This window comes from Tepidiphilus sp. HLB4, from assembly GCF_054823945.1.
Genome location: NZ_JSYB01000032.1, coordinates 1 through 26,509 on the forward strand (window position 1 = coordinate 1; position 26,509 = coordinate 26,509).

General features: G+C 66.1%; 23 protein-coding genes, 1 tRNA gene, 1 other RNA gene and 1 pseudogene. 22 read left to right on the forward strand and 4 right to left on the reverse strand.

What is annotated here, in order from left to right:
- Window positions 1-328: pseudogene (locus tag OA56_RS06530) on the forward strand (hypothetical protein); the annotation flags it as partial.
- Window positions 329-1,020: 692 nt separating this feature from the next.
- Here OA56_RS06530 and ssrA read toward each other — a convergent pair.
- The 4 genes from ssrA to OA56_RS06550 all read right to left on the reverse strand — a co-directional run bounded on the left by ssrA (window position 1,021) and on the right by OA56_RS06550 (window position 4,353).
- Window positions 1,021-1,391: a transfer-messenger RNA gene (gene ssrA, locus OA56_RS06535) on the reverse strand.
- A gap of 64 nt (window positions 1,392-1,455) precedes the next feature.
- A complete protein-coding gene (gene ubiG, locus OA56_RS06540) occupies window positions 1,456-2,154 on the reverse strand; it encodes a bifunctional 2-polyprenyl-6-hydroxyphenol methylase/3-demethylubiquinol 3-O-methyltransferase UbiG (RefSeq protein WP_461584177.1) in 699 nt (232 codons plus the stop codon).
- A gap of 64 nt (window positions 2,155-2,218) precedes the next feature.
- Window positions 2,219-2,932 (reverse strand): OmpA family protein, encoded by a 714-nt coding sequence (locus OA56_RS06545; RefSeq protein ID WP_055424123.1) that lies wholly within the window; start codon window positions 2,930-2,932, stop codon window positions 2,219-2,221.
- 77 nt (window positions 2,933-3,009) lie between these two features.
- Window positions 3,010-4,353 carry a TRZ/ATZ family hydrolase gene (locus OA56_RS06550; protein WP_461584180.1) on the reverse strand — a complete coding sequence of 448 codons (1,344 nt, stop codon included), beginning with the start codon at window positions 4,351-4,353 and terminating at the stop codon, window positions 3,010-3,012.
- Between the two features lie 76 nt (window positions 4,354-4,429).
- On the opposite strand from OA56_RS06550, the gene gyrA reads away from it, so the two are divergent.
- The 21 genes from gyrA to OA56_RS06655 all read left to right on the forward strand — a co-directional run bounded on the left by gyrA (window position 4,430) and on the right by OA56_RS06655 (window position 26,363).
- The gene (gyrA, locus tag OA56_RS06555; RefSeq protein WP_461584182.1) at window positions 4,430-7,012 is read left to right on the forward strand and encodes a DNA gyrase subunit A; all 2,583 of its coding nucleotides are present in this window, start codon (window positions 4,430-4,432) and stop codon (window positions 7,010-7,012) included.
- Window positions 6,999-8,096 carry a 3-phosphoserine/phosphohydroxythreonine transaminase gene (serC, locus tag OA56_RS06560; RefSeq protein ID WP_141056586.1) on the forward strand — a complete coding sequence of 366 codons (1,098 nt, stop codon included), beginning with the start codon at window positions 6,999-7,001 and terminating at the stop codon, window positions 8,094-8,096. The genes gyrA and serC overlap by 14 nt, the downstream gene beginning before the upstream one ends.
- A 15-nt stretch (window positions 8,097-8,111) precedes the next feature.
- On the forward strand, window positions 8,112-9,182 hold the full coding sequence (gene pheA / locus OA56_RS06565) for a prephenate dehydratase (RefSeq protein ID WP_055424119.1): 1,071 nt from the start codon (window positions 8,112-8,114) through the stop codon (window positions 9,180-9,182).
- Window positions 9,183-9,212: 30 nt separating this feature from the next.
- The gene (gene hisC / locus OA56_RS06570) at window positions 9,213-10,313 is read left to right on the forward strand and encodes a histidinol-phosphate transaminase (RefSeq protein ID WP_141056585.1); all 1,101 of its coding nucleotides are present in this window, start codon (window positions 9,213-9,215) and stop codon (window positions 10,311-10,313) included.
- 9 nt (window positions 10,314-10,322) lie between these two features.
- Window positions 10,323-11,231: a prephenate dehydrogenase gene (locus OA56_RS06575; RefSeq protein WP_055424117.1), complete on the forward strand. Its 909-nt coding sequence runs from the start codon at window positions 10,323-10,325 to the stop codon at window positions 11,229-11,231.
- Complete coding sequence (locus OA56_RS06580) at window positions 11,228-13,174, forward strand: bifunctional 3-phosphoshikimate 1-carboxyvinyltransferase/cytidylate kinase (protein ID WP_461584185.1); 1,947 nt, start codon at window positions 11,228-11,230, stop codon at window positions 13,172-13,174. The genes OA56_RS06575 and OA56_RS06580 overlap by 4 nt, the downstream gene beginning before the upstream one ends.
- A gap of 72 nt (window positions 13,175-13,246) precedes the next feature.
- Window positions 13,247-14,968 (forward strand): 30S ribosomal protein S1, encoded by a 1,722-nt coding sequence (gene rpsA, locus OA56_RS06585; RefSeq protein ID WP_055424147.1) that lies wholly within the window; start codon window positions 13,247-13,249, stop codon window positions 14,966-14,968.
- 13 nt (window positions 14,969-14,981) lie between these two features.
- Entirely contained in the window at window positions 14,982-15,290 is a 309-nt protein-coding gene (locus tag OA56_RS06590) for an integration host factor subunit beta (protein WP_055424115.1), read from the forward strand.
- Window positions 15,291-15,459: 169 nt separating this feature from the next.
- A complete protein-coding gene (locus OA56_RS06595) occupies window positions 15,460-15,738 on the forward strand; it encodes a LapA family protein (protein ID WP_055424114.1) in 279 nt (92 codons plus the stop codon).
- Entirely contained in the window at window positions 15,735-16,919 is a 1,185-nt protein-coding gene (locus OA56_RS06600; protein WP_055424113.1) for a lipopolysaccharide assembly protein LapB, read from the forward strand. The genes OA56_RS06595 and OA56_RS06600 overlap by 4 nt, the downstream gene beginning before the upstream one ends.
- Window positions 16,920-16,928: 9 nt before the next feature.
- The gene (gene cysM, locus OA56_RS06605; protein WP_055424112.1) at window positions 16,929-17,819 is read left to right on the forward strand and encodes a cysteine synthase CysM; all 891 of its coding nucleotides are present in this window, start codon (window positions 16,929-16,931) and stop codon (window positions 17,817-17,819) included.
- A gap of 2 nt (window positions 17,820-17,821) precedes the next feature.
- Complete coding sequence (locus tag OA56_RS06610; protein ID WP_461584189.1) at window positions 17,822-18,622, forward strand: 3'-5' exonuclease; 801 nt, start codon at window positions 17,822-17,824, stop codon at window positions 18,620-18,622.
- A 14-nt stretch (window positions 18,623-18,636) separates the two neighbouring features.
- A tRNA-Val gene (locus tag OA56_RS06615) sits at window positions 18,637-18,713 on the forward strand.
- Between the two features lie 125 nt (window positions 18,714-18,838).
- The gene (gene thrS, locus OA56_RS06620; protein WP_461584191.1) at window positions 18,839-20,773 is read left to right on the forward strand and encodes a threonine--tRNA ligase; all 1,935 of its coding nucleotides are present in this window, start codon (window positions 18,839-18,841) and stop codon (window positions 20,771-20,773) included.
- A 12-nt stretch (window positions 20,774-20,785) separates the two neighbouring features.
- Window positions 20,786-21,307: a translation initiation factor IF-3 gene (infC, locus tag OA56_RS06625; protein ID WP_072247979.1), complete on the forward strand. Its 522-nt coding sequence runs from the start codon at window positions 20,786-20,788 to the stop codon at window positions 21,305-21,307.
- 162 nt (window positions 21,308-21,469) lie between these two features.
- Window positions 21,470-21,667 (forward strand): 50S ribosomal protein L35, encoded by a 198-nt coding sequence (gene rpmI / locus OA56_RS06630; RefSeq protein ID WP_028873846.1) that lies wholly within the window; start codon window positions 21,470-21,472, stop codon window positions 21,665-21,667.
- 12 nt (window positions 21,668-21,679) lie between these two features.
- Window positions 21,680-22,039: a 50S ribosomal protein L20 gene (rplT, locus tag OA56_RS06635; protein ID WP_461584193.1), complete on the forward strand. Its 360-nt coding sequence runs from the start codon at window positions 21,680-21,682 to the stop codon at window positions 22,037-22,039.
- A gap of 213 nt (window positions 22,040-22,252) precedes the next feature.
- Complete coding sequence (gene pheS / locus OA56_RS06640; RefSeq protein ID WP_141056579.1) at window positions 22,253-23,284, forward strand: phenylalanine--tRNA ligase subunit alpha; 1,032 nt, start codon at window positions 22,253-22,255, stop codon at window positions 23,282-23,284.
- 11 nt (window positions 23,285-23,295) lie between these two features.
- A complete protein-coding gene (gene pheT / locus OA56_RS06645; RefSeq protein ID WP_461584195.1) occupies window positions 23,296-25,683 on the forward strand; it encodes a phenylalanine--tRNA ligase subunit beta in 2,388 nt (795 codons plus the stop codon).
- A gap of 16 nt (window positions 25,684-25,699) precedes the next feature.
- On the forward strand, window positions 25,700-26,011 hold the full coding sequence (locus tag OA56_RS06650) for an integration host factor subunit alpha (protein ID WP_055424106.1): 312 nt from the start codon (window positions 25,700-25,702) through the stop codon (window positions 26,009-26,011).
- On the forward strand, window positions 25,992-26,363 hold the full coding sequence (locus tag OA56_RS06655) for a MerR family transcriptional regulator (protein WP_055424105.1): 372 nt from the start codon (window positions 25,992-25,994) through the stop codon (window positions 26,361-26,363). The genes OA56_RS06650 and OA56_RS06655 overlap by 20 nt, the downstream gene beginning before the upstream one ends.
- The last annotated feature ends 146 nt before the right edge of the window (window positions 26,364-26,509 follow it).

The following is a 26,509-nucleotide window of genomic DNA, read 5'->3' on the forward strand; positions in this document are numbered from 1 at the left end:
GCCAGGGAAAACGCCACCGGAACGGCCGTTGCTCGAGGACGAGCGCACCCGCATTCGGCGCTGGCTTGAGCTGATCGGCGAGACCGACCCGGCGACCATCGCCAGGGTGCTGGCGGCGGCGGCCGAGGATTCGACGGCGCGGCATTACTACCTGGAGCGATTCCGCGATTGGGAAGAGCGCGCGGCCGTGGCCGAATTCGACGGCGGCTTGCCCCGCCTCGAGGCCGAGCGGCAGGCGGCGGCGCAATCGTTCGAGGCCACCGAGGAATCACGCGCGGCACTGCGCGCGGCGCGCCAGGCGTTTGGCGATCCCCTGCCAAGGCCTTGATCACTCCCCCCGTGAAGTGCGCTTACGGCGGCGATAAGCACGCTTCACGGCCACGCCAAGCGGTGGCAAAAGGTACTCCGACGGGTTCCATGGTTAGGGTGATGCAATCCGCGTTGGTCGGCAGTTTTCGCATCCTGAAACTTGAATACGCCCGACGCATCGCGCCGGAATGAGAGACGGCGGGCGGCGATGCGATGCGCTCTTTTTGACGGCTTTAGCGTGACGCTTTCGCCGGTTCAAGCGTGGCGCTTGCGCCGTGCGGCCAGGCTTTGAGGCGGCGCCACCACGCGAACCCTGGAAGAGCACCACCACCACGCGCCAGAAAGAAAAAACGGCTTGAATAGCGGCCGCCTGAGCCGTTTTCTCTGGCGGGGATAGGCCATCCTATGGGCGATCCAAGAAAACGGCCTACAGCGGCGCTATGGCGGCGCACGGCCAAGCGCACCTTTTAACCATGGTTGCGACCCAGTTTAACCATGGTTGAAGAGGCAAGGCGCGCGCACCCACGCCAGGAACGGCGGCGGCTGTGGCGACCGGCGGCGGCGGCCGGAAGGCGGTTCATGCCGACCACATCAAAAAAACGGGACGCGCTGCAAGACGATAAGGCAGGAAAAACGATAAGGCAAGTGATAAGGCAGAAATTTTTTGCTTGCCGTTTTTTCCTTTGAAATCAAGCACTTATGCGAATGTGTTGGTGGAGCCGGGGGGAGTCGAACCCCCGTCCGGAAGCCCTCTACAGCCAGGTCTACATACTTAGCCTACCGTTTGAATTTAGCGCCGGTGTGGGTGGGTAGGCTCACCGCACCGACGCGAGCCGCCTTGGTTTTAGGCCCCGGGCCAAGCGGCCCGACCCGGGGACGAGCCTCTGTGAATGACGCTGCGAGATGGCTTACGCCATCATCCGGCCCAGAGGCCAGCCGGTGCAGCGCTCGCCGCCCTTAGGCGGCGAGAGCGAAACGCTCGTCGTTGGCGTTTGTTTGCTTTCCAGTGGATTTACGAGGGGACTGGTCCTCGGTATGCGCTGTGCTGCTTTGCGACCCCCGTCGAAGCCAGGTACGGCCCCATTGGGTTTACAAGGTATTAGTGCATCGCAGGGCGGAAAAGTTCCGCCGGTGGGTGCACTTTTTTCACGTCGCCTTGCGGGCGGCGAGCAGGTAGTTTACCGCGGTTTCGTCGATCAGGCGATAGGTTTTCGTGAGCGGGTTGTAGCCCAGCCCCTTGAGGGCGACCGGTTCGAGCCCGTGCGATCGCGCCCAGCGGGCGAGTTCGGCGGGGCGGATGAATTTTCCGAAGTCGTGGGTGCCGCGCGGCAGCAGCCTCAGCAGATATTCCGCCCCCAGGATGGCGTGCAGGTAGGCTTTGGGCGTGCGGTTGATCGTGGCGAAGAAGGCCCAGCCGCCGGGGGCGAGCGTCGCGGCGCAGGCGGCGACGATGGATTCGGGGTCGGGGACGTGCTCGAGCAGCTCCATGCAGGTGACGACCTCGTAGGCACCGGGATGTGCTTCGGCGTGGTCCTCTGCGCTCTCCAGGCGGTAGTCCACCGATAGGTCGGATTCCAGGAGATGGAGCTTGGCGACGTCGAGGGCGGCAGCGGAGAGATCGATGCCGGTGACCTTGGCGCCGCGCTGCGCCATTCCTTCGGAGAGGATGCCGCCGCCGCAGCCGACGTCGAGCACGCGTTTGCCGGCAAGGGTGACGTGCGACTCGATCCAGGAGAGCCGCAGCGGATTGATCTCGTGCAGCGGGCGGAATTCGCTCGTCGGATCCCACCAGTGGTGGGCGTGCTCGTCGAATTTGGCGAGTTCCAGCGGGTCGACGTTCGTCATAGCAGTTTCTCCAAAGAAAAACCCCGCCATGGCGGGGTTTTTCGCAGACATCGGATGACCAGAATTACTTGTCGGTGCCGATGACCTGGATTTCGACGCGACGGTCGGGTTGCAGGCAGTCGATGAGTTTCTTGTTGCGGCGGTTTTCCGGGCCCATGTTTTTGCACTTGTCGCCAGTGACGGGCATTTTCTCGCCCTTGCCTTCCGTGTAGACGCGGTTGGCCGGCACGCCTTTGCTGATCAGGTATTTCTTGACGGCGTCGGCGCGGCGCTCGGAGAGTTTCTGGTTGTAGGCATCGCTGCCGATACGGTCGGTATGACCGACGGCGAGGATGACTTCGACGTTGTATTTGCCGAGTTGCGAGACGATTTCGTCGAGCTTGGCCTTGCCTTCGGGGCGCAGGGTGGCCTTGTCGAAGTCGAAGAGGGTGTCGGCCGCGAGCTTGACTTTCTGCTCGGCAGGTTTCGGCGCGGGACGCGCGACCGGAGCGGCCGGCTTGGGCGGTTCGCATTTTTCTTTGGCGATCAGGTCGGGATCGCAGCTGCAGGCGAGCGGTTTGCCGCTGGCGTCCTTGGCCTGTTCGGCGGCTGCGGGCGACCAGCTGGCGCCTGCCTGCACGCACAGGCCGGAACCCGAGGTGACGACGACGTTGCGGGAGTCGGTGACGTAGGGAACGACGCCTTTCGGATCGACGACGACGTCGGCGGACATCGCGCTCATGGAGAAACCGAGCGTTCCGAGCACGGCGAGCAGCTTGAGGCGGGTGTTTTTAGTCATGGCAGCATCCTTTCTTGTGAAAACGGTTGGGACAAGGTCTGGGATTGCATCCTTGAGTTCATTATACAAGCACTTTTTCAGCGGGTTTGCAACTGAATCCGCTGTCGCCAGTTTTGCGCCAAAGCGGTCAAATGGCTGTTGCTTTCTTGCAACAGAAGTTGGCCGTTGGCCACGCGCCGCCGGCCAGCGACCCAGACGTCGCTGACGTGCTCGCGTCCGGCGACGAAGACGAGATGTGAGCAGGGGTCGTAGCAGGGCTGGGTTTCGACGGCGTCGAGCGCCACGGCGGTGAGATCGGCCGCCTTGCCCGGGCGGATCGAGCCGAGGCGTGCATCCAGCCCGAGGGCGCGGGCGGCGCCGATGGTGGCCAGTTCCAGCGCCTGTATCGCGGGCAGCACCTCGGCGCGTCCTTGGGTGGCCTTGGCGAGCAGCGCCGCGTGGCGCATTTCCTGGAAGAGATCGAGCCGGTTGTTGCTCGCCGCGCCGTCGCTGCCCAGGCCGGCGGGGATGCCGGCTTCGATCCAGGCGGGGACGGCGGCGATGCCGCTGGCAAGTTTCATGTTGGAGGTGGGGCAGTGCACGAGGGCTACGCCGCGCTCGGCCAGCAGCGCGATTTCGTTCTCGGTGAGGTGCACCGCGTGCACGCCGACGAGCCCCGGTCCCAGTAGGCCGAGGCGGTCGAGCCGCTCCAGGGGCGTCTCGCCGTGGCGTGCGAGCGATTCTTCCCGCTCCTGTGCCGTTTCGAGCAGGTGGATCTGCACCGGCAGGTCGAGCTGGGCGGCGAGGGTGGCGATGCGCTCGAGCGCCGCATCGCCCACCGAATAGGGTGCGTGCGGCGCGAGCAGGAAGGAGACGAGCGCTTCCTCGCGCCAGGCGTCGCGCACGGCGAGCCCTTTGGCGAGCGCCTCGTCGGCGTCGGCTGCGTACGGCGTGGGAAAGTCGATGGCGGTGATGCCGAGCACCGAGCGCATGCCCATGGCAGTGAAGGCGCGCGCGGCGGCCTCGGGATAGAAGTACATGTCGACGGCGGTGGTGATGCCGCCGCGCAGCATCTCGGCGGCGGCGATGAGTGTGCCGTCGTGGACGAATTCCTCGCTCAGGAGGGCGGCCTCGCGCGGCCAGATCGCCTCTTCGAGCCAGCGGCGCAAAGGGAGATCGTCGCCGATGCCACGCAGCAGGGTCATGGCCGCGTGCGTGTGCGCGTTGATGAGGCCGGGCAGCAGCACGTGCTCGGGCAGCTCGACGCGCTCGCGGGGGCGCCAGCGCCGTTCCAGTGCGTCGGTCGGCCCTACGTCGAGGATTGTGTCGCCGCGGATCGCGACGGCGTGACCGGTGAGCAGCGCCCCGGCCGGTTCCATCGGCAGCAACCAGCGGGGGAGGAGGAGGGCATCGGCGGACTGAAGCGCGGTCGGCTCGGGCATCGGCGGGCTCCGGAAGGGGGTTGAACGGCGTGATAAAATAGCGAATTCTACGGATTTGTACGGCGGTTTTTGCTCAATGGATTCTTTTGCCCGCGAAACCCTGCCCGTGCCCCTCGAAGAGGAGATGCGGCGCTCTTATCTCGACTACGCCATGAGCGTCATCGTCGGCCGGGCTCTGCCCGACGTGCGCGACGGCTTGAAGCCCGTGCATCGGCGCGTGCTCTACGCCATGCACGAATTGGGCAACGACTGGAACAAGCCCTACAAGAAGTCGGCGCGCATCGTCGGCGACGTGATCGGTAAATACCACCCGCACGGCGACATGGCCGTCTACGACACCATCGTGCGCATGGCGCAGGATTTTTCCCTGCGCTATCCCCTCATCGACGGTCAGGGCAACTTCGGCTCGGTCGACGGCGACAGCCCCGCGGCCATGCGCTACACGGAAATCCGCATGTCGCGCATCGGGCACGAGATGCTGGTCGACATCGACAAGGAAACCGTCGATTTCGGTCCGAACTACGACGGCAGCGAGCGCGAGCCGCTGGTGCTGCCTTCCCGCATTCCCAATCTGCTCATCAACGGTTCGAGCGGCATCGCGGTGGGCATGGCCACCAACATCCCGCCGCACAACCTCGGCGAGGTGGTGCGGGCGTGCCTGGCGTTGCTGGAAAACCCCGAGCTCTCCGACGACGATCTGATGCAGTACGTACCGGCGCCGGATTTCCCTACTGCTGGGCTCATCGTCGGGCTCGAAGGGGTGCGCGAGGGCTACCGTACGGGGCGGGGCCGCGTGGTGATGCGGGCGCGCACCCATTTCGAGGAGATCGGCCGCGGCGACCGGCAGGCGATCATCGTCGACGAGCTGCCGTATCAGGTCAACAAGAAGACGCTGCTCGAGCGCATCGCCGAGCTCGTCAATGAGAAGCGCATCGAGGGCATCAGCGAGATCCGCGACGAGTCGGACAAGTCCGGCATGCGCGTGGTCATCGAATTGAAGCGCGGCGAGCATCCCGAGGTGATCCTCAACCAGCTCTTCAAGCACACGCAGATGCAGGATACCTTCGGCATGAACCTGGTGGCGCTCGTCGATGGGCGGCCGCAGACGCTCACGCTCAAGGCCCTCGTCGGACACTTCCTTGCGCACCGGCGCGAGGTGGTGACGCGGCGCACCGTCTTCGAGCTGCGCAAGGCGCGCGAGCGCGGGCACATCCTGGAAGGTCTGGCGGTGGCGCTCTCCAACGTCGACGAAATCGTCGCGCTCATCAAGGCTTCGCCCACGCCGGCTGCGGCGAAAGAGGCGCTGCTCGCACGCCGCTGGCATTCGCCGGTGGTGGCGGAGCTGGTGGCGCGCGCAGGCGAGGATGCTGGGCGTTTCCGTCCCGAGGGGCTGGGGGCCGAGTTTGGCTGGTCGGAGGAAGGTTATCGCCTGTCAGAAGTGCAGGCACAGGCGATCCTGGATCTGCGCCTGCAGCGCCTCACGGGGCTCGAGCAGGACAAGATCGTGCAGGAGTACCGCGAGGTGATCGAGCGCATCGCCGATCTGCTCGACATCCTTGCCAGGCCCGAGCGCGTCTCGGCCATCATCGCCGAGGAGCTGCGTCAGATCGCCGCCCAGTACGCCGATCCGCGCCGCAGCGAGCTGGTGCTCGAAGCCGACGAGATCCGCCTCGAAGACCTGGTGGCGCCACAGGACATGGTGGTCACGCTCTCGCACGCCGGCTACGTCAAGCGCCAGCCGCTCGACGACTACCGGGCGCAGCGCCGCGGCGGGCGCGGCAAGCAGGCGGCCGCGGTCAAGGAGGAAGATTTCCTCGAGCAGGTGTTCGTGGCCAATACCCACGACTGGGTGCTGTGCTTCTCCAGCCGCGGGCGCGTCTACTGGCTGCGCGTCTTCGAGCTGCCCGAGGGGGCTCGCGGTGCGCGCGGCAAGCCCATCGTCAACCTCGTGCCCATGGGGCCGGACGAGCGCATCCAGGCCGTACTGCCGGTGCGTGAGTTCGACGATGCGCACTACGTCTTCTTCGCCACCGCTTCCGGCGTGGTGAAGAAGACGGCGCTGTCGGCATTCGCCAATCCGCGCAAGGCCGGGATCGTGGCGCTGTCGCTCGACGACGGCGACCGCCTCATCGGCGTAGACCTCACCGACGGGACCTGCGACGTGATGCTCTTCTCCGACGCGGGCAAGGCGGTGCGCTTCGCCGAAGACGACGTGCGGCCGATGGGGCGCGAGGCGCGCGGTGTGCGCGGCATGGCGCTCGAAGACGGTCAGCAGGTGGTGTCGATGCTGGTGGTGCGCGACGAGTCCGGCTCGGTGCTCACGGCCACGGAGGCGGGCTACGGCAAGCGCACGCCGGTGGCCGAATTCACCCGCCACGGGCGTGGCACCAAGGGGATGATCGCCATCCAGACCAGCCGCCGCAACGGCCGGCTCGTGGCCGCTTGCCTGGTGCAGCCGGGCGATGAGATCATCCTCATTTCGCAGAACGGGGTGCTGATCCGCACTTCGGTCGACGACATCCGCGAGATGGGCCGTTCCACCCAAGGGGTGACGCTGATGGCGCTGGACGACGGCGACCGCCTGGTGACGGTGGTGAAAGTGGCGCGTACGCCGGTGGTCGGGGACGAGGACGAAGGGGAAGACGATGCGGGTGTATAACTTCAGCGCCGGGCCGGCGATGCTGCCGGAGCCGGTCCTGCGCACGGTGCAGGAGGAGCTGCTCGACTGGCACGGGATCGGCTCGAGCATCATCGAGGTGAGCCATCGCGGCAAGCACTTTTCAGAAGTGATCGCGCGGGCGGAGGCCGATCTCCGCAAGCTGCTCTCCATTCCCGAGGACTACGCCGTGCTCTTCCTGCAGGGCGGGGCGACGCTGCAGTTCTCCGCCATCCCCATGAACCTGCTTGGCGGCGGCTCGGCCGATTACGTCGTCACCGGCGCCTGGTCGCAGAAGGCGTTCGCGGAGGCGCAGCGCATCGCGCCCGTGCTCGGCGGCAGGGTCCGTCTGGCCGGCTCCACCGAGGAAAGCGGCTTTACCCGCGCGCCGCGCCCCGAGGAGCTTTCGCTCGATCCCAATGCGCGCTACGTGCATGTGTGCACCAACGAGACGATCCACGGCGTGGAGTGGCTGGAGCTCGAGGCGCTGCAAGCCTCTGGCGTGCCCCTCGTTGCCGACATGTCCTCGCACCTGCTGTCGCGCCCGATCGACGTGCGCCGCTTCGGCCTCATCTATGCCGGGGCGCAGAAAAACATCGGCCCGGCGGGACTGACGCTCGTGATCGTGCGCCGCGATCTCATGGCTTCGCCCTGGGAGGGAACGCCGCCGGTGCTGCGCTACGACCGCATGGCCGAGAACGGCTCGATGCTCAATACGCCGCCCACGTTTGCCATCTACGTCGCCGGGCTGGTTTTTCAGTGGCTCGAATCGCTCGGCGGGCTCGCGGCGATGGCGCAGTGCAACGAAGCCAAGGCGCGTCTGCTCTACGAGTGCATCGATGCCACGCCCTTTTACCGCAACGCCGTCGAGCCGCGCTGGCGCAGCTGGATGAACGTGCCCTTTCGTCTCGCCGACGAGTCTTTGAACGAAACGTTCCTGCAGCAAGCCGAGGCCGCCGGGCTCAAATACCTCAAGGGGCACAAGATGGTGGGCGGCATGCGGGCTTCCATCTACAACGCCATGCCGCTCGAGGGGGTGGAGGCGCTCGCCGCCTTCCTGCGCGATTTTGCCGTGCGGCATGCCTGAGCAAGGGGGGAGGGAATGGACGAGTCGGAACTCTTGGCGCTGCGCCGCCGTATCGATGCCATCGACGAGGAGATCCTCAAGCTGCTCTCCGAGCGCGGGCGCTGTGCGCGGCGCGTGGGCGAGCTCAAGCAGGGGGCGATCTATCGCCCCGAGCGCGAGGCGCAGGTGTTGCGCCGCATCGCCGCGCTCAACCCCGGGCCGCTGCCCGAGAGCGCCGTGCGCACCATCTTTCGCGAGATCATGTCGGCCTGCCTCGCGCTCGAGCAGCCGCTCAAGGTAGCCTATCTCGGCCCGGCCGGGACCTTCTCCGAGGCGGCCGCGCGCAAGCATTTCGGCAGCGCGCCGCAGTTCGTGTCGCTTGCTTCCATTGACGAGGTCTTTCGTGAGGTCGAGGCGGGCAACATCGACTACGGCGTGGTGCCCATCGAGAATTCGGTCGAGGGCATGGTAGGGGTCACACACGATTTGCTCCTGCTGCATCCGCTGCAGATCTGCGGCGAGGTGATGCTGCGCATCCACCAGCACCTCATGTCGCTCGCCCCGAGCCTTGCGGCGGTCAAGCGCGTCTATTCCCACGCCCAGTCGCTCGCGCAGTGCCACGAGTGGCTCTCGCGCCATCTGCCCGACGTGCCCTACGTGCCGGTGGCGAGCAACGCCGAGGCGGCGCGCCTTGCCGCGCAGGATCCGGACGCGGCGGCCATCGCCGGCGAGGCGGCGGCCGAGCGCTATGGGCTCACGGTGCTTGCGGCCAACATCGAGGACGATCCGAACAACACCACGCGTTTCCTCGTCATCGCCAAACACGACGCCGCCGGCCCTTCGGGGCGGGACAAGACTTCGCTCGTGTGCTCCGCGCCGAACAAGCCCGGCGCCATGCACCGTCTGCTCGAACCCTTGGCGCACTATGGCGTTAGTATGACCAAGCTGCAATCGCGTCCGGCCAAGAGCGGGCTGTGGGAGTATGTCTTCTACATCGACGTCGAGGGACATCGGCTCGACGAACCGGTGCGCCAGGCGCTTGCGGCGCTCGAGGAACGCGCCACCTTCCTCAAGCTGCTCGGTTCCTATCCGGCCGCGGCGTGGTGACTTTGGGCAACAGCGCGACGAGGAGAAGCTATGCGCGTCATCGATCACGTTCCGGCGGCGATTCGCTCGCTCGCCCCCTATCAGCCCGGCAAGCCCATCGAGGAGCTCGCGCGCGAACGCGGCCTGAACCCGGCCGACATCGTCAAGCTCGCCTCGAACGAGAATCCGCTCGGCATGAGTCCCAAGGCGCGGGCCACGCTGGAATCGACTGCGGCCGAAGGGGCCCGTTATCCCGACGGCAATGGCTTCGTGCTCAAGGAGGCGATTTCCCGTAAATTCGGCGTCGCGCCCGAGCGCCTGGTGCTTGGCAACGGCTCGAACGACGTGCTGGAACTGGCCGCGCGCATCGTGCTGCAGCCAGGTACCGAGGCCGTGTATTCTCGATACGCTTTTGCGGTCTATCCGCTGGTGACGCAGGCGCTGGGGGCAAGGCCGGTCCAAGTGCCCGCCAGGGACTACGGGCATGACCTCGAGGCGATGCTCGCAGCGATCACCCCGCGTACGCGCGTCGTCTTTCTTGCCAATCCGAACAATCCTACCGGCACTTTCGTGTCCGGCGAGGCGCTGGCAGCGTTCCTCGAACGGGTACCCGAGGACGTGCTGGTGGTGCTCGACGAGGCCTACGGAGAATACCTCGATCCTGCCGAGCGCTACGACGCGCTCTCCTGGGTCGATCGCTTCTCCAACCTGCTCGTGTGCCGGACGTTTTCCAAGATCTATGGGCTTGCCTCGCTGCGTGTGGGCTACGGCGTGGCGCGTCCCGAGCTCGTCGATGTGATGAACCGCATCCGGCAGCCCTTCAATGTCAATTCCTTCGCGCTTACGGCAGCGGCAGCGGCGCTCGAAGACGAGGCGTTCGTCGCGCGCAGCGCCGAGCTCAACCGCCGGGGTCTGCAGCAACTCTATGAAGGATTCGCGCGGCTGGGCTTGCGCTGGGTGCCTTCGCGCGGCAACTTCGTGATGGTGCACGTGGGCGATGCGGCGGCGGTCAACGAGGCGCTGCTCGATCGCGGCGTGATCGTGCGGCCGATCGCCGGCTACGGTCTGCCCGAGTGGCTGCGCGTCACCGTGGGTCTGCCCGAAGAGAACGCCCGCTTTCTCGAAGCGCTCGCCGACATTCTTCCCACCTGAGGGGGTCCCATGAAGACGAAACCGGTGGGACGCCTGGTCGTGTGCGGTGTCGGGCTCATCGGCGGCTCGTTCGCGCTCGCCCTCAAGGCGGCCGGCCTGGTGCGCGAGGTGGTGGGCGTGGGGCGTTCGCAGGCGTCCCTCGAGCGGGCGCTCGCCTTGGGGGTGATCGATCGGGCCGCCGCGGACTGGGCCCAGGCGCTCGCCGGGGCGGAAGTCGTGCTGCTCGCCATGCCGGTGGGGCAGACGGAGGCGGTGGTCAAGGCCATGGCGCCGCATCTGGCGCCGGGCACCCTGGTCACCGATGCAGGCAGCACCAAGCGCAACGTGATCGAGGCGTTTTACCTGCACCTGGGAGGACATCTGGCGCACGCCGTGCCGGGGCATCCCATCGCCGGGGCGGAGAAGAGCGGCTGCGAGGCGGCCGATGCGACGCTCTTTCGCGGCCGCAAGGTGGTGCTCACACCGCTGCCCGAGAACGAGCCCGGTAGCGTGCTGCGCGTGGCGCAGCTCTGGCAAGCCTGCGGCGCGATCATCCGCGAGATGTCGCCGCAGGAGCACGACCGCGTCTTCGCCGCGGTGAGCCATCTGCCGCACGTGCTCGCCTACGCCCTGGTGCACGACCTCGCCGAGCGTGCCAACGCCGAGCAGCTCTTCGAGTACGCCGCGGGCGGCTTTCGCGACTTCACCCGCATCGCCGCGAGCCATCCCGAAATGTGGCGCGACATCTGCCTCGTCAATCGCCAGGCGATCCTCGCCGAGCTCGATCAGTATCTCTCGGAGCTCGCCTTCATCCGCGCCCTGCTGCTGTCGGCCAACGGCCCGGGACTGGAGGAGGTCTTCGCCAAGGCGCGCGCGGCGCGCATGGCCTGGGGCGAGCGCTACGTCAACGACGCCAACGGCGGAGGTTCCGACGAATGAGCGCCTTCCTCGATTTGCCACCTGCGCGGTGCGCCCAGGGCAGCGCGCGGCTGCCGGGCAGCAAGAGCATCTCCAATCGCGTGCTGCTGCTCGCGGCGCTCGCCGAGGGTGACACCCACATCCATGACCTGCTGCACTCCGACGACGTCGCGCGCATGCTCGAGGCGCTCGAGGCGTTGGGCGTGCGCTGGGAGCGCACCGGCGCGCACGACTACGTGGTCCATGGCACGGCTGGCGCTCCCTTCCCGGTGCGTGAGGCCGAGCTCTTCCTAGGCAATGCGGGTACGGCCTTCCGGCCGCTCACCGCCGTGCTCGCCTTGATGGACGGGGAATACCGCCTGCGCGGGGTGCCGCGCATGCACGAGCGGCCCATCGGCGATCTGGTCGAGGCTTTGCGTCAGCTTGGGGCGCGCATCGACTATCTGGAGAACGAGGGCTATCCGCCGCTCGCGATCCATCCGCCCGCGCCCGTCTCCGTCGAGACCGTCCGCATCCGGGGCGACGTCTCCAGCCAGTTTCTCTCGGCGCTCCTCATGGCGCTGCCCTTGCTCGGCCGGCCGATCACCGTCGAAGTCGTAGGGGAGCTCATCTCCCGTCCCTACGTGGCCCTCACCCTCGCGCTGATGGCGCGATTCGGCGTGGAACTCGTCGAGCGCGACGGGCGCTTCCACTACGATGGCCAGGCGCGCTACCGCTCGCCAGGGGAAGTCTACGTCGAGGGGGATGCCTCTTCGGCTTCCTATTTCCTCGCCGCCGGGGTTCTGGGCGGTGGACCGGTGCGCGTCGAGGGCGTGGGGCGGACGAGCCTGCAAGGCGACGTGCGTTTCGCCGAGGCCCTGGAGGCGCTCGGCGCCCGGGTCGCGATGGGAGAGAACTGGATCGAGGCGTCTGCCCCTGAAAACGGCCGACTGCGCGCCTTCGACCTCGATCTCAACCACATTCCGGATGCGGCGATGACGCTGGCGGTCGTGGCGCTCTTCTGCGACGGCCCCTCGCGCCTGCGCCACATCGGCAGCTGGCGGGTGAAAGAGACCGACCGCATCGCCGCCATGGCCACCGAGCTGCGCAAGCTCGGCGCCACGGTCGAGGAGGGGCCGGATTTTCTCGTCATCACCCCGCCCGAGCGGCTGCAGCCGGCGGCGATCGCCACCTACGACGACCATCGCATGGCGATGTGCTTTTCGCTGGCGGCTTTCGGCGACATCTACGTGCGCATCCTCGAGCCCGAATGCGTCAACAAGACGTTTCCCGAGTATTGGCAGGTGTACCGCTCGGTGGTACGGCCGGTGCCGGTGGTGGCGATCGACGGGCCGACGGCAAGCGGCAAGGGCACGGTGGCGGCGCGCCTGGCCGAGCGGCTTGGCTGGCACTATCTCGACAGCGGTGCGCTCTACCGGCTGGTCGCGCTCGCGGCGCTGCGCCGCGGCCTGGCGACCGAGGATGCCGCGATGCTCGCGCGGCTTGCGCGCGACCTGGACGTGCGTTTCTCCGGCGATCGCATCCTTCTTGCCGGCGAGGACGTGACCGAGGCCATCCGGACGGAGGACGTCTCCGCCGCGGCCTCACGCATTGCCGTACACGGCACCGTGCGCGAGGCGCTCCTTGCGCGCCAGCGGGCTTTCCGCCGCCGTCCGGGGCTCGTGGCCGAGGGGCGCGACATGGGCTCGGTCGTCTTCCCCGATGCCGAGCTCAAGGTCTTTCTCACCGCCTCCGTCGAAGTGCGCGCCGAGCGGCGCTTCAAGCAGTTGATCGACAAAGGAATGTCTGCTAGCATTGAAAGATTGCGTGAAGAGCTCGAGGCGCGCGACCGGCGGGACCGGGAACGCGCCATCGCCCCTCTGCAGCAATGCCCCGACGCCTTGCGGCTCGACACGTCCCACATCGGCGTGGAAGAGGCCGTGGAGGCCATTTTCGATTGGGTCCGGACGCGCGGGCTTGCGTGATCCGGGAATTTTCATTCACTCTTTTTGTCTTGCGTTTTTCCTGATGGAGAAACGTCTTTGGAAACCGAAACGATGAACTCAACCGCCGTAGCCACTCAACCCACCGAAACCCAAGAAAGCTTCGCCGATCTCTTCGAGCAAAGCCTCGTGCTGCAGGAGATGACGCCGGGGCAGGTGATCACCGCCGAGGTCGTCGGTATCGACGACAACTTCGTCATCGTCAATGCCGGCCTGAAGTCCGAGAGCTACATCCCCAAAGAAGAATTCATGAACGACCGCGGCGAGCTCGAAGTCAAGGTCGGTGACTTCGTGCACGTGGCGATCGAGGCCCTCGAAGACGGCTACGGCGAAACGCGCCTGTCGCGCGAGAAGGCCAAGCGCCTGGAAGCCTGGAACGAGCTCGAGCAGGCTTTCGAAGAAGGCCGCATCGTCAAGGGGGTGGTCACCGGCCGCGTCAAGGGCGGCCTCACCGTCATGGTCAATGGATTGCGCGCCTTCCTGCCCGGTTCCCTCGTCGACATCCGCCCGATGAAGGACACCACCCCGATCGAGGGCAAAGAGCTCGAGTTCAAGGTCATCAAGATCGACCGCAAACGCAACAACATCGTCGTGTCGCGCCGCGCCGTGCTCGAAGAGACCATGGGCGAGGATCGCGAAAAGCTGCTCGAGTCCCTGCAAGAGGGCTCCATCGTCAAGGGTGTGGTCAAGAACATCACCGATTACGGTGCCTTCGTCGACCTGGGCGGCATCGACGGGTTGCTGCACATCACCGATCTCGCCTGGCGTCGCGTGCGCCATCCGTCCGAAGTCGTCAATGTCGGCGACGAGGTCGAGGCCAAGGTGCTCAAGTTCGACCGCGAGAAGATGCGCGTCTCGCTCGGTCTCAAGCAGCTCGGCGAGGATCCCTGGGTCGGCATCTCCCGCCGCTATCCGGCCGGCACGCGCCTGTTCGGCAAGGTCACGAACCTCACCGACTACGGCGCTTTCGTGGAAATCGAGCCGGGCATCGAAGGGCTGGTGCACGTCTCCGAGATGGACTGGACCAACAAGAACATCCACCCGAGCAAGGTGGTGCAGGTCGGCGACGAAGTCGAGGTGATGATCCTGGAAATCGACGAGGACCGCCGTCGCATTTCGCTCGGCATGAAACAGTGCAAGCCCAACCCGTGGGAAGAGTTCGCCCAGAATCACAAGAAAGGCGACAAGGTCCGCGGCCAGATCAAGTCGATCACCGATTTTGGCGTCTTCATCGGCCTGGAAGGGGGCATCGATGGCCTGGTGCACCTCTCCGACCTCTCCTGGACCGAGCCGGGTGAGACGGCCGTGCGCCGCTACAAGAAAGGCGACGAAGTCGAGGCCGTGGTGCTCGCCGTCGACGTCGAGCGCGAGCGCATCTCGCTGGGCATCAAGCAGCTCGAGGGCGACCCCTTCACCAACTACATCGCCACGCACGAGAAGGGCTCCGTGGTCACCGGTACCGTCAAGTCGGTCGAACCCAAGGGTGCCGTGATCCAGCTCGAGGACGAGGTAGAGGGCTATCTGCGCGCCTCCGAGGCGGCGGCGCATCGCGTCGACGATCTCACCCAGCTCCTGCACGAAGGGCAGCAGGTGGAAGTGGCCATCGTCAACGTCGATCGCAAGAACCGCAGCATCAATCTGTCGATCCGCGCCAAGGAGCAGGCCGAGCAGACCGAAGCGCTCAATCGCCTCTCTGGCGAAGGCGCGTCCGCCAGCGGCACCACCAGCCTGGGGGCACTGCTCAAAGCCAAGCTCAACGAACAGAAACAGTCCTGATCGACCAGCGGCCATGACCCGTTCCGAATTGATCGAACGGCTGGCCGCGCGTTTCCCGCAGCTACCGTCCAAAGATGTGGAGCTTGCCGTGAAACTGATCCTGCAGGCGATGGGCGAGACGCTCGTCGCCAATGGCCGCATCGAAATCCGCGGCTTCGGCAGTTTCACGCTCACGTATCGCCCGCCGCGCATGGGGCGCAACCCGAAAACGGGTCTGCCCGTGCCGGTGCCGGCGAAATACGTGCCGCATTTCAAGGCTGGCAAGGAGCTGCGCGAACGCGTGGACCGGCACAAGGCCCCGGAGCCGGCGGCCGTGTGTTGACGGCACCTCGACTAACCTGCTGCGCGACGGTCTTTCGAGGCGCCTTTGAGCGCCTGGCGCTCGTCCCGAGAGAGGCGGCCCGCGAGGGCCGCTTCTTTTTTTTCGTCCGGCTTGGGATAATCGCACGGTGCGGACAGGGGTTCCGCCAACCAGGGGAAACGAGATGCGAATGTTCGTTTGGGTGCTCCGGTTCGTCGTCTTCGGCGTGCTCGTCGCCTTCGCGGCGCAAAATCATGCGCCGGTGACCGTGGAATGGTTCGGCCGGCAATGGCAGGCGCCGCTCGCCGTGGTGCTGCTCGTCGCGGCCCTGGTGGGAATCCTGCTCGGCCTGAGCTTCACGTTGGGTACCCTCATGCGCCAGAAATGGACGCTGTCCCGCCTTCGTCGCCGTCTGGAGACGGCGGAGCGCACGAACGAGAACCCTGACCGCACGCTGCCTACCGCATGAACGAACTCCAACTCTGGTGGCTACTGCTGCTGCCCGTTTTCTTCGGCGTGGGCTGGGTGGCCGCGCGCATCGACATGCGCCAGGTGGTGCGCGCTTCGAGCCGCCTGCCGCGTATCTACCTCACGGGGCTCAATCACCTGCTGCACGACGAACTCGATCAGGCGATCGAGGCGTTTCTTTCTGCCGCGCGTGAGAACCCCGCCACGCTGGAACTGCAGCTGGCGCTGGCGGTGCTCTTTCGCCGGCGCGGTGAATTCGATCGCGCGATCCGCGTTCATCAGGAACTGCTCGCGCGCGAGGATTTGAGCGAGGAGCGTCGCAGCGAGATCCTTGCCGAACTGGCGCTCGATTATCACAAGGCCGGATTCTTCGACCGTGCCGAAGCGCTCTACGCCGCCTTGCAGCAGACCGAGCGCAAACATTGGGCGCTCGCCCAGCTGCTGGAGATCTATCAGGTCGAGAAGGACTGGCGCAAGTGCATCGACGTGGCTACGCGCCTGGCGCGGGACGATAGCCCCGTCTGGCGCGTCCGGCTCATCCATTACCACTGCGAGCTCGCGGCGCTCGCGCTGACTGCGGAACGCTGGGACGAGGCCGGGCACCACCTCGAGCAGGCGCGCGCGATCGAGCGGCACGCCGTGCGTCCGATTCTGCTCGAAGGAGAGCGGCATTTCCTGCAGGGACGGTTCGAGGCGGCGTTCGAAGAGTGGCTCACGCTCGAGCGTATCGCCGTGGAGCATCTGCCGCTGGCGATCGACCGGCTCATGGCGGTGGCCGAACGCTGCGGCTGGCAGGCGAAGCTCTTGAAGCGCATGCGGCAGTGGCTGCACCGCTACCCGCAGCTCGACCTGGTCGAGCGCTATGTCGAGTTCGAGGCGCGCCACGGCGAGCCGGCCACGGCCATGCGCCTGTTGCAAGGGCTGCTGCGTCAGCAGCCCAGCCTCATCGTGCTCGACGAATACCTGCTGCTGGTGGCGCGCCACGTCGATCCGGCCTGGCTCGCCGACGTCGAGCGCGTGCGGGAGGTGGTGCACGGCTACGTGCAGCGGCTGGCGCGCTATCGCTGCACGCAATGCGGCTTCAAGGCGCGGCGCCACCTGTGGCGCTGTCCTGCCTGCGGTCAATGGGAGACGTTCGGCCCGGCGCGCGTCATCGAGATCGACGCGATCGCCGGTCATTGAGAGGAACGAGTGATGTTCGAGACGATAGAATCCTGGGTGGGCAAGACGCCGCTCGTGCGTCTGCAGCGTCTGGGGGCGGGGGAGAACAACGTGTTGCTCGCCAAGCTCGAGGGCAACAATCCCGCCGGTTCGGTGAAGGATCGCCCGGCGCTGGCCATGATCCGCGGTGCCGAGGCCCGCGGCCAGATCAAGCCGGGCGACACGCTCATCGAGGCCACCAGCGGCAACACCGGCATCGCGCTCGCCATGGTGGCGGCGATCCGGGGCTATCGCCTGATCCTGGTGATGCCGGAAAACCAGAGCGTCGAACGGCGCCAGATCATGAAGGCTTATGGCGCCGAACTCGTGCTCACGCCCAAGGGCGGCGGCATGGAGCTCGCCCGCGACGTCGCCGAGCAAATGCAGCGCGAAGGCAAGGGCGTCATCCTCGATCAGTTCTCCAATCCCGACAACCCCCGGGCGCACTACGAAACCACCGGTCCCGAGCTGTGGGAGCAGACGGCGGGGCGCATCACCCACTTCGTCTCCAGCATGGGCACGACCGGCACCCTCATGGGCGTGGCGCGCTACCTCAAGGAAAAGAATCCTGCCGTCGTCACCGTCGGCTGCCAGCCGGAGGAAGGATCGCAAATCCCGGGCATCCGCAAGTGGCCTGCGGAATATCTGCCGAAGATCTATCGCCCGGAGCTCGTCGACCGGATCGAACCGATCACCCAGGCCGAGGCCGAGGAAATGGCACGGCGGCTGGCGCGTGAGGAGGGGATCTTCGCCGGCATCTCTTCCGGCGGGGCGCTGGCAGCGGCCCTGCGCGTGGCTTCCGGGGTGCGCGATGCGGTCATCGTCTTCGTCGTGTGCGATCGCGGCGACCGCTATCTCTCCACCGGCGTCTTTCCCGCCTGACGATGAGTGCGCCGACGCTCGTTTTCGACCTGGAGACGATCCCCGACGTGGCAGCGTTGCGGCTGCTCCACGAGCTGCCCGACGCGCTGCCCGACGAGGAAGTGGTGGAATACGCCGCCCAGCGCCAGCGCGCCCGCAGCGGCAGCGACTTTCTGCCGCATCACCTGCAGCGCATCGTGACGCTGGCCGGCGTCTGGGACAATGGGCACGACGTGAAAGTGTTTTCACTGGCCGCGCCCGAACTGGACGAGGCCGAGATCCTGCGTCAGTTCTTCGCCGCCATCGACAAGAAACGCCCCCAGCTCGTGACCTGGAACGGCGGCGGCTTCGACCTGCCGGTGCTGCACTACCGCAGCCTGTTGCACGGCGTGCAGGCAAGCGCCTATTGGGAAGTGGGCGAGCGGGAGTCGGAATACCGCTACAACAACTACCTCGGGCGTTTCCACTGGCGCCATCTCGACTTGATGGACGTGCTCGCCGGCTACCAGACGCGCGCCGCCGCACCGCTCGACCAGATCGCCCGGCTGCTCGGTTTTCCCGGCAAACTCGGCATGGACGGCGGGCAGGTGTGGGGCGCCTGGTGCCGGGGCGAAGCCGCGGCGATCCGGGCGTACTGCGAGACCGATGCCGTCAATACCCATCTCGTCTTCCTGCGCTTCCAGTGGCTGCGCGGCAAGCTCGACGAGAGGGAACTGAAGTCCGCTCTCGATCGCCTGCGCGAACATCTCGAAAAACTCCCCGGTGCGCACTGGCGCGAATTTTTGGCGCAGTGCCCCTTGACAGCCGCCGATCCGAAGATATAATCCCCACCTCTAACAGGCGCGTAGCTCAGTTGGTTAGAGCACCACCTTGACATGGTGGGGGTCGTTGGTTCGAGTCCAATCGCGCCTACCAGATTCTAGGAGCTTCTCATGATCCGAACTACCCTGCGCTCTTCCTGACCGCCTCACCGGGGAAGAAGCTCCTGTACCAAGAATGCGGCCCGGTGGCCGCATTTTTTTTGCCTGCGAGACACGAACATGATTCGAATCACCCTGCCCGATGGATCCATCAAGGAATTCCCCGCGCCCGTGACGGTGCGCGAAGTGGCCGAGTCGCTCGGTCCGGGGCTTGCTAAGGCCGCGCTCGCCGGCAAGGTCGACGGGCGTCTCGTCGATCTGTCGCACCGCATCGAGCACGATGCTCGCGTCGAGATCGTCACCGATCGCAGCCCCGAAGGTCTGGAGATCCTGCGCCACTCCACCGCGCATCTGCTCGCGCACGCCGTCAAGGAGCTCTTTCCCGAGGCCCAGGTGACCATCGGCCCGGTGATCGAAAACGGCTTCTACTACGACTTCGCCTACGACCGTCCTTTCACCCCCGAGGATTTGGAGAAGATCGAAGCCCGCATGCGCGAGCTCGCCTCCCAGGCCATCCCCGTGGTGCGTGAGGAGTGGCCGCGCGACCAGGCGATCGAATTCTTCAAATCCCTCGGGGAGCACTACAAGGCCGAGATCATCGCCTCCATTCCCGAAGGGGAGACCATTTCCCTCTACCGGCAAGGTGGCTTCATCGACCTGTGCCGCGGTCCGCACGTCCCCTCCACCGACAAGCTCAAAGCCTTCAAACTCACCAAAGTGGCCGGAGCCTATTGGCGGGGCGATGCGCGCAACGAGCAGCTGCAGCGCATCTACGGCACCGCCTGGCCCGACGAGAAGTCGCTCAAGGCCTATCTGACCCTGCTCGAAGAGGCCGAGAAACGCGATCATCGGCGGCTCGGTCAGCAACTCGACCTCTTCCACTTCGAGGACTGCGCGCCCGGCGCCGTCTTCTGGCATCCCAAGGGCTGGCGCATCTTCCAGGCCCTCATCCAGTACATGCGCGCCCGCCAGGAAGCGGCCGGCTACGTCGAGGTCAACACCCCCGACGTCATGGACCGCTCGCTGTGGGAGCTCTCCGGCCACTGGCAGAACTATCGCGACCACATGTTTACCACCCAGACCGAGGACGGTCGCGTCTTTGCCTTGAAGCCCATGAACTGCCCCGGGGCGGTGACCATGTTCAAGCACGGGCTGCACAGCTACCGCGATCTGCCGCTGCGCATGGCCGAATTCGGCAAGGTGCACCGCTACGAGCCTTCCGGCGCCCTGCACGGGCTGCTGCGCGTGCGCCACTTCACGCAAGACGATGCGCACATCTTCTGCACCCCCGAGCAGATGGAAGAAGAGTGCCGCACCGTCGTGCGTCTCATCATGGACATCTACAAGGATTTCGGCTTCGAGCAGGTGAGCGTCAAGCTCTCCACCCGCCCCGAACACCGCATCGGCAGCGACGAGATCTGGGATCGGCTCGAAGGGGCGCTCGCACGGGCGCTCGAATCCATGGGCATGAGCTACGAGCTCTTCCCCGGCGAGGGCGCCTTCTATGGGCCCAAGCTCGAATTCGTGCTGCGCGACGCCATCGGCCGCGACTGGCAGTGCGGCACCCTGCAAGTCGACATGAATCTGCCCGAGCGCTTCGACCTCGAATACGTGGCCGAGGACAACACGCGCCAACGGCCGGTGATGCTGCACCGGGCGCTCTTCGGCTCGCTCGAGCGCTTCACCGGGATCCTCATCGAACACTACGCCGGGGCGCTGCCCGCCTGGCTCGCGCCGGTGCAGGCCGTGGTGCTCAGCATCGCCGAGCGTCATGCCGAGTATGCGCAGCAGGTGGCCGATGCGCTGCGACGCCAAGGTTTTCGCGTCGAGACCGATTTGCGCAACGAAAAGATAAACTATAAAATCCGCGAGCACAGTGTGCACAAAATCCCTTACCTGCTCGTCGTCGGCGACCAGGAGCGGGAATCGGGAGGGGTGGCGGTGCGCGCCCGCGGCAACCTCAACTTGGGTTCCATGCCGCTCGACGGTTTCATCGCGCGTCTGCGCGAGGAGATCGAGCGCAAGTCGCCCGCCCCTGCGTCCAGTCAGACATAGGAGAGCAAGACCATCGCACAGGAAAAGAAAGTACGCGTCAACGACGAAATCGACGCGCCGCAAGTTCGCTTGATCGGAGAGGACGGAGAGCAGCTGGGCGTCGTGCCGCTCGCCAAGGCGCTGGCGGTGGCCGAGGAGGCGGGGCTCGATCTCGTCGAGATCGCGCCCATGGCCAATCCGCCCGTGTGCAAGGTGATGGACTACGGCAAGTACCGTTACCAGGAGCAGAAAAAAGCGCAGGAAGCCCGGCTCAAGCAAAAGCAGATCCAGGTAAAGGAAATCAAGCTGCGTCCGGGGACCGATGAGAACGACTACCAGATCAAGCTGCGCAACCTGCGCCGTTTCCTCGAAGAGGGGGACAAGGCCAAAGTCACGTTGCGCTTCCGCGGGCGGGAGCTGTCGCACCAGGAGCTGGGCATGCGCCAGCTCGAGCGTATCCGCGAGGATCTGGCCGACATCGGCGTGGTCGAGCAGATGCCCCGGCTCGAAGGGCGGCAGATGGTGATGGTGATCGCGCCCAAGAAAAGCAAATAGATGATGGTCTTGCGCTTCGATTCGCGGTAAAATAAAAACTTTCTCGCCGTCGTGGCGAGAAAGGGCGCCGCGGCGGTTCGGTCGCGGTGCACCACAAGTGAAGCCGGGCCCATAAACGCCTCCGCCGGAGGCTGCCTGGCGTCATGTCATAGGAGAGCCTTCATGCCCAAGATGAAAACCAAGAGCGGGGCCGCCAAGCGTTTCAAAGTGCGCTCGAGCGGCAGCATCAAGCGTTCCCAGGCGTTCAAGCGCCACATCCTGACGAAGAAAAGCCCCAAGCGCAAGCGCCAGCTGCGCGGCATGGTCGAGGTCCATCCGAGCGACCTGTCCCTCGTCAAGAAGATGATGCCTTACGCCTGATAGGAGAACGACATGCCTCGCGTCAAACGCGGTGTCACCGCCCGTGCCCGCCACAAGAAAGTCCTAGCCCTTGCCAAAGGCTATCGCGGCCGCCGCAAGAACGTCTACCGCATTGCCAAAGAAGCGGTGATGAAGGCCGGCCAGTATGCCTACCGCGACCGGCGGCAGCGCAAGCGCCAATTCCGTGCCCTGTGGATCGCCCGCATCAACGCCGCCGCGCGCGAGTGCGGCCTCACCTACAGCGCGTTCATGAACGGACTCAAGAAAGCCAGCGTCGAGGTCGACCGCAAGGTGCTCGCCGACCTGGCCGTGTTCGACAAGCCGGCATTTGCTGCTCTCGTCGAACGGGTGCGCGCCCAGCTCTCCGCCTGAACCCACGAAGACGGCGGCGAAAGGGCAGCTCGAAGAACCGTCGCGAGCGGCTGCAGGGCAAGGCGCCCGGAGCGCAGGATGCGAGACCTATCGCCCAGATAGGCGAGCATCCGAGCACCGCGCAACACCGCCATGCAGCCGCGCAGCAGGTTATACGAGGTGTCCAAAAGGAGGCGCTTGCCTCCTTTTTTACTTTTGCAGCAGGAGCAAGCGATGATCGATCCGGATGGCTTGGTGGAATCGGCGCGGCAGGCATTTGCCGCCGCGGCCGATCCGGCCGAGTTGGAGCGCGTCAAGGCGCGTTTCCTCGGCAAGGCGGGCGTCGTCACCGAGGCGCTCAAGAGCCTGGCAAATCTTCCGCTGGAAGAGCGCAAGCGCGCTGGCGCGGCGATCAACCGGGCCAAGGCACAAATCGAGACCCTGCTGGAGGAGACGCGTGAGGCGCTCGCCCGGCGTCGGCTCGAAGCGCAGCTCGCCGCCCAGGCGCTCGACGTGACCCTGCCGGGGCGCAACGGGAGTATCGGCGGTCTGCATCCGGTCACACGGACGCTGGAGCGCGTCGAGGCGCTCTTTCGCTCGATGGGCTTTGCTTCCGTCGATGGCCCCGAGATCGAGACCGACTGGCACAACTTCACCGCGCTCAACACGCCGGCGGACCACCCGGCGCGCTCCATGCACGATACCTTCTATCTGCAAGGGCGCGACGACGTCGTGCTGCGCACGCACACCAGCCCCGTGCAGATCCGCGCCATGCTCGCGCATACCGCGCGGCATCGCGACGCGGCGTCGATGCCCGATCTGCGCGTCATCGTCCCCGGGCGCGTCTATCGCGTCGATTCCGACGCCACCCATTCCCCCATGTTCCATCAGCTCGAGGGGCTGTGGGTCGGCAAGGACGTGGCGTTTGCCCACCTCAAAGGCGTCATCGCCTCCTTCCTGCGCGCCTTCTTCGAGACCGAGGCGCTCGCCGTGCGCTTTCGCCCTTCCTTCTTCCCCTTCACCGAGCCCAGCGCCGAGATCGACGTGCGCTTCACGAGCGGCGCACTCGAGGGCCGTTGGCTCGAGATCGCCGGCTGCGGCATGGTGCATCCCCAGGTGCTGCGCAACGGTGGCTTCGATCCCGAGTCGGTGCGCGGATTCGCCTTCGGCATGGGGCTCGACCGCCTCACCATGCTGCGCTATGGCATCAACGACCTGCGGCTCTTCTTCGAGAGCGACCTGCGCTTCCTCGCGCAATTCCGCTAAAGAGGCCCATCATGAAGTTTCCCGAACGCTGGTTGCGCGAATTCTGTGATCCCCCGCTCTCGGCGGAAGAACTCGGCGAGCGGCTCACCATGGCCGGGCTCGAACTCGAATCCCTCGAGCCGGCCGCGCCGCCCTTCAGCGGCGTGGTCACCGCCCGCATCCTCGGCGCCGAACCGCATCCCAATGCCGACAAGCTGCGCGTGTGCCAAGTCGACGTAGGGGGCGCAGCGCCATTGCAGATCGTCTGTGGCGCACCCAACGCCCGGGCCGGCATCGTCGTGCCCTGCGCCCTCGTCGGGGCCCAATTGCCGGGCGGGCTGGTAATCAAGCGTGCCAAGCTGCGCGGCGTCGAATCGCAAGGGATGCTGTGCTCGGCGCGCGAACTCGGTCTGAGCGAGGACCACTCGGGGCTGCTCGAACTCGACCCGGACCTGACACCCGGCCAGGACATCCGCCAGGTGCTCGAACTCGACGAAGCCGTCTTCGACGTCTCGCTCACGCCCAACCGTGCCGACTGCCTCAGCATCCTGGGTATCGCGCGCGAGGTTTCGGCGCTCACCGAAGCGCCGCTGCGCCTGCCGCGCATCGATCCGGTCACGGCGACGCTGGACGCCGTCCGGCCTATCCAGCTGGCGGTCCCCGAAGCGTGCCCGCGCTACCTCGGTCGAATGATCCGTGGGGTCGATGCCAAGCGCCCCACGCCCGAATGGATGCGTCGCCGGCTCGAGCGCAGCGGCGTGCGTGCCATCCATCTGCTCGTCGACATCACCAACTACGTGATGCTCGAACTCGGCCAGCCGCTGCACGCCTTCGACGAGGCCAGGCTGCGGGGCGGCATCACCGTGCGCTGGGCTCGGCCGGGCGAGACCCTGCCGCTTTTGAACGAGCAGCGCGTCACACTCGCGCCCGACGTGCTCGTCATCGCCGACGAGGGAGGCCCCGTCGCGATGGCCGGCATCATGGGCGGCGAGGGCAGTGGGATCACGCTCGACACCACCGACGTCTTTCTCGAGAGCGCCTTCTTCGCTCCTGCCGCCGTGGCCGGACGCGCGCGTCGCTACGGGTTCGTTTCGGAAGCCTCGCATCGCTTCGAGCGCGGCGTCGATCCCGAACTGCCGCGCCGCGCCCTCGAGCGCGCCACTGCCCTCGTGCTCGAACTCGCTGGCGGCGCTGCCGGCCCCATCAACGAAACCGTCGCCCCCGAGCACCTGCCGCGCCGTGATCCCATCTGGTTGCGGTCCGAGAAAGTCCCTGACGTACTTGGCATCCCTTTATCATTCGATCGCATTCTCGCCCTGTTGCGGCGCGACTTCATCGACGTGCAGCAAAACGGAGGAGTGGTCATCGCCCAGGCCCCGAGCTGGCGTTTCGATCTCGCCATCGAAGAAGACCTGATCGAGGAAGTCGCCCGACTGCATGGCTACGACGAGATCCCGGCGCTCACCCCGCTCGCACCCATGGCGCCCCTGCCCGTGCCCGAGGGCGAGCGTACGAACGCGGACGTGCGCGCCCGCCTCGTGCTGCGCGACTACCATGAAGTCATCACCTATGCCTTCATCGACGAGGCGCTCGAGCGCGAACTCCTAGCCAACGCCGCACCGATCCTGCTCACTAACCCGATCGCCCGGAACATGAACGCCATGCGCAGTTCCCTCTGGCCGGGGCTGCTGCAGGCGCTGCAGACGAACCGCAAGCGCCAGCAGGCACGCGTGCGCCTCTTCGAGCTCGGCCGCTGTTTCCTGCGCGACGAATCCGCCGATGCCGCCGTGCCCGGTTTCGCCCAGCCGCTGCGGCTCGCCGCGCTCGCTGCCGGCCCCGTCGTGTCCGAACAGTGGGGCGTCCCTTCCCGTCCGGTAGACTTCTACGATCTCAAAGGCGACCTGGAAGCGCTTCTCGCGCCGCTCGTCCCCCGCTTCGAGCCTGCCGCTCACCCCGCGTTGCATCCAGGACGCAGCGCGCGCGTGCTTCTCGAGGGGCGAGCCGTCGGCTGGATTGGCGAATTGCATCCCGAATGGGTGCAGCGGCTCGAACTCGGCACTGCGCCCCAGCTCTTCGAGCTCGAGCTCGACGCAATCCGCCGTCGCCCCGCGCCGCACTACGTTCCCGTGTCGCGCCAGCCCGTCGTGCAGCGAGACCTCGCCTTCGTGGTCGACGCGAACGTGCCGGCGCAGACCCTGCTCGATGCGTTGCGCAGCGAAGCCCCTGCTTGGGTGCGTCAGATCACGCTCTTCGACGTCTATCAGGGGCAAGGTGTCGAGCCAGGCAAGCGCAGCCTTGCCTTCCGCCTCACCCTGCAGCATGACGAGCACACACTCACCGACGAAGAGATCGACGCGCTGCTGCAGCGCCTGTGTGCCCAGATCGAGACGCAATTCGGTGCCCGCCTGAGGCAACAATGACGATGAGGAACATCCCATGACTGCCCAGCTCACCAAGGCCGAGCTCGCCGACATCCTGTTCGAGCGCGTCGGCCTCGCCAAACGCGAAAGCAAGGAGCTCGTCGACGCCTTTTTCGCCGAGATCGAAGACGCGCTCGAACGCGGCGAAACGGTTAAACTTTCCGGATTCGGCAATTTCGAGCTGCGCGACAAGCCGCAGCGCCCGGGGCGCAACCCCAAGACCGGCGAAGAAGTTCCCATCCCGCCACGGCGGGTGGTCACCTTCCACGCCAGCCAGAAGCTCAAACACGCCGTGGAGCGACTGACGCATGGAGAAGAAACCCGCTGAGGGCGGCGCCTTGCCGCCCATCCCACCCAAGCGCTACTTCACGATCGGCGAAGTAGCGCAGCTGTGCGACGTCAAACCCCACGTGCTGCGCTACTGGGAGCAGGAATTCACCCAGCTGCGACCCGCCAAGAGGGCCAATCGCCGCTACTATCAGCACCACGAAGTGCTCCTAGTGCGCCGCATCCGGCATCTGCTCTACGACGAAGGCTATACCATCGCCGGGGCGCGTCAGCGACTCGGCGAAGAGCACCTCGTCGAGGCCGCAGCCAGGGCGGCCCTCGAACAATTGCGCACCCGCGTACAGCAGGTTCGCGGAGAGCTCGAATCGCTCCTCGGGCAGTTGCGTAGCTGAAGAAAACCGCAAGGGGGCTTGCGTCGCGTCGCATGACTCCCTATAATTCGCCTCCCTGCCGCGGAAGCGGCGCCCTCCGTAAGGTAGAGGATGTTGGGAGGGGTTGACAGCGGTAGGGGAGTAAGGAATAATGCTGGTTCTGCCGC